The organism is Streptomyces atriruber, assembly GCF_001418325.1.
GTDB lineage: Bacteria > Actinomycetota > Actinomycetes > Streptomycetales > Streptomycetaceae > Streptomyces > Streptomyces atriruber.
On sequence record NZ_LIPN01000196.1, the window covers coordinates 1 to 3,424 of the forward strand.

The 3,424-nt window shown below is 57.5% G+C and carries 2 rRNA genes; both read right to left on the reverse strand.

From position 1 onward, the window contains the following. A 23S ribosomal RNA gene (locus AOK03_RS43495) occupies nucleotides 1-1,349 on the reverse strand; the annotation flags it as partial. 310 nt (nucleotides 1,350-1,659) lie between these two features. Further along, a 16S ribosomal RNA gene (locus tag AOK03_RS21595) occupies nucleotides 1,660-3,185 on the reverse strand. Nucleotides 3,186-3,424: the final 239 nt, after the last annotated feature.

The window sequence follows — 3,424 nt, forward strand, 5'->3', positions numbered from 1 at the left end:
CCTGCCTTCCGGCGCGGCTTCACCCGGCACACGACGCTCCCCTACCCATCCCAGCACCCGTTGGGGCTTATTGCTGGAATGACACGACTTCGGCGGTACGCTTGAGCCCCGCTACATTGTCGGCGCGGAATCACTAGACCAGTGAGCTATTACGCACTCTTTCAAGGGTGGCTGCTTCTAAGCCAACCTCCTGGTTGTCTCTGCGACTCCACATCCTTTCCCACTTAGCGTACGCTTAGGGGCCTTAGTCGATGCTCTGGGCTGTTTCCCTCTCGACCATGGAGCTTATCCCCCACAGTCTCACTGCCGTGCTCTCACTTACCGGCATTCGGAGTTTGGCTAAGGTCAGTAACCCGGTAGGGCCCATCGCCTATCCAGTGCTCTACCTCCGGCAAGAAACACACGACGCTGCACCTAAATGCATTTCGGGGAGAACCAGCTATCACGGAGTTTGATTGGCCTTTCACCCCTAACCACAGGTCATCCCCCAGGTTTTCAACCCTGGTGGGTTCGGTCCTCCACGACCTCTTACAGCCGCTTCAACCTGCCCATGGCTAGATCACTCCGCTTCGGGTCTTGAGCGCGCTACTAAATCGCCCTATTCGGACTCGCTTTCGCTACGGCTTCCCCACACGGGTTAACCTCGCAACACACCGCAAACTCGCAGGCTCATTCTTCAAAAGGCACGCAGTCACGAGACGAAGAGCAAGCTCTCCGTCCGACGCTCCCACGGCTTGTAGGCACACGGTTTCAGGTACTATTTCACTCCGCTCCCGCGGTACTTTTCACCATTCCCTCACGGTACTATCCGCTATCGGTCACCAGGGAATATTTAGGCTTAACGGGTGGTCCCGCCAGATTCACACGGGATTTCTCGGGCCCCGTGCTACTTGGGTGTCTCTCAAACGAGCCGCTGACATTTCGACTACGGGGGTCTTACCCTCTACGCCGGACCTTTCGCATGTCCTTCGTCTACATCAACGGTTTCTGACTCGTCTCACAGCCGGCAGACTGTGAAAGAGAGATCCCACAACCCCGCATGCGCAACCCCTGCCGGGTCTCACACGCATACGGTTTGGCCTCATCCGGTTTCGCTCGCCACTACTCCCGGAATCACGGTTGTTTTCTCTTCCTGCGGGTACTGAGATGTTTCACTTCCCCGCGTTCCCTCCACACTGCCTATGTGTTCAGCAGCGGGTGACAGCCCATGACGACTGCCGGGTTTCCCCATTCGGAAACCCCCGGATCAAAGCCTGGTTGACGACTCCCCGGGGACTATCGTGGCCTCCCACGTCCTTCATCGGTTCCTGGTGCCAAGGCATCCACCGTGCGCCCTTAAAAACTTGGCCACAGATGCTCGCGTCCACTGTGCAGTTCTCAAACAACGACCAACCACCCATCACCCCACTGGAAACCAGTGAGTGCACTGGGGTCGGCACTGAAGGCAGCCGAAAACCGGCCGTACCTTCAGATACCCAACAGCGTGCCCGACACCCTTACCGCTTCCCTCAACGCTCCACGCTCCGAAGAGCAGTACTAGAAGGAGAAGACGATCAAGTGTGCCGAATAGTCAACGTTCCACCCATGAGCAACCAGCATCAGACATTCGCTGATGTACTGGCCTCTGGACTGCCGAGGCAGCCTAGAAGTGCTCCTTAGAAAGGAGGTGATCCAGCCGCACCTTCCGGTACGGCTACCTTGTTACGACTTCGTCCCAATCGCCAGTCCCACCTTCGACAGCTCCCTCCCACAAGGGGTTGGGCCACCGGCTTCGGGTGTTACCGACTTTCGTGACGTGACGGGCGGTGTGTACAAGGCCCGGGAACGTATTCACCGCAGCAATGCTGATCTGCGATTACTAGCAACTCCAACTTCATGGGGTCGAGTTGCAGACCCCAATCCGAACTGAGACCGACTTTTTGAGATTCGCTCCACCTCACGGTATCGCAGCTCATTGTATCGGCCATTGTAGCACGTGTGCAGCCCAAGACATAAGGGGCATGATGACTTGACGTCGTCCCCACCTTCCTCCGAGTTGACCCCGGCGGTCTCCTGTGAGTCCCCATCACCCCGAAGGGCATGCTGGCAACACAGAACAAGGGTTGCGCTCGTTGCGGGACTTAACCCAACATCTCACGACACGAGCTGACGACAGCCATGCACCACCTGTACACCGACCACAAGGGGGGCACTATCTCTAATGCTTTCCGGTGTATGTCAAGCCTTGGTAAGGTTCTTCGCGTTGCGTCGAATTAAGCCACATGCTCCGCTGCTTGTGCGGGCCCCCGTCAATTCCTTTGAGTTTTAGCCTTGCGGCCGTACTCCCCAGGCGGGGAACTTAATGCGTTAGCTGCGGCACCGACGACGTGGAATGTCGCCAACACCTAGTTCCCACCGTTTACGGCGTGGACTACCAGGGTATCTAATCCTGTTCGCTCCCCACGCTTTCGCTCCTCAGCGTCAGTAATGGCCCAGAGATCCGCCTTCGCCACCGGTGTTCCTCCTGATATCTGCGCATTTCACCGCTACACCAGGAATTCCGATCTCCCCTACCACACTCTAGCTAGCCCGTATCGACTGCAGACTCGGGGTTAAGCCCCGAGCTTTCACAATCGACGTGACAAGCCGCCTACGAGCTCTTTACGCCCAATAATTCCGGACAACGCTTGCGCCCTACGTATTACCGCGGCTGCTGGCACGTAGTTAGCCGGCGCTTCTTCTGCAGGTACCGTCACTTTCGCTTCTTCCCTGCTGAAAGAGGTTTACAACCCGAAGGCCGTCATCCCTCACGCGGCGTCGCTGCATCAGGCTTTCGCCCATTGTGCAATATTCCCCACTGCTGCCTCCCGTAGGAGTCTGGGCCGTGTCTCAGTCCCAGTGTGGCCGGTCGCCCTCTCAGGCCGGCTACCCGTCGTCGCCTTGGTGAGCTTCTACCTCACCAACAAGCTGATAGGCCGCGGGCTCATCCTTCACCGCCGGAGCTTTCAACCCTCTCCCATGCGAGAGAGGGTGTTATCCGGTATTAGACCCCGTTTCCAGGGCTTGTCCCAGAGTGAAGGGCAGATTGCCCACGTGTTACTCACCCGTTCGCCACTAATCCACCCCGAAGGGCTTCATCGTTCGACTTGCATGTGTTAAGCACGCCGCCAGCGTTCGTCCTGAGCCAGGATCAAACTCTCCGTGAATGTGTACCGGTAATCCGGTGCAACACCACGAGAGCGGAACCAGGAAGAGGAATAATCTCCCCGGTTCACAGCGTCCTCGCTGTGTTTTTTCAAAGGAACCGCGTCCCAGCTGATGCTGGAGACGGGGTTATCAACATATCTGGCGTTGACTTTTGGCACGCTGTTGAGTTCTCAAGGAACGGACGCTTCCTTTGTACTCACCCTCGCGGGCTTTCCTCCGGGCGCTTCCCTTCGGTGTT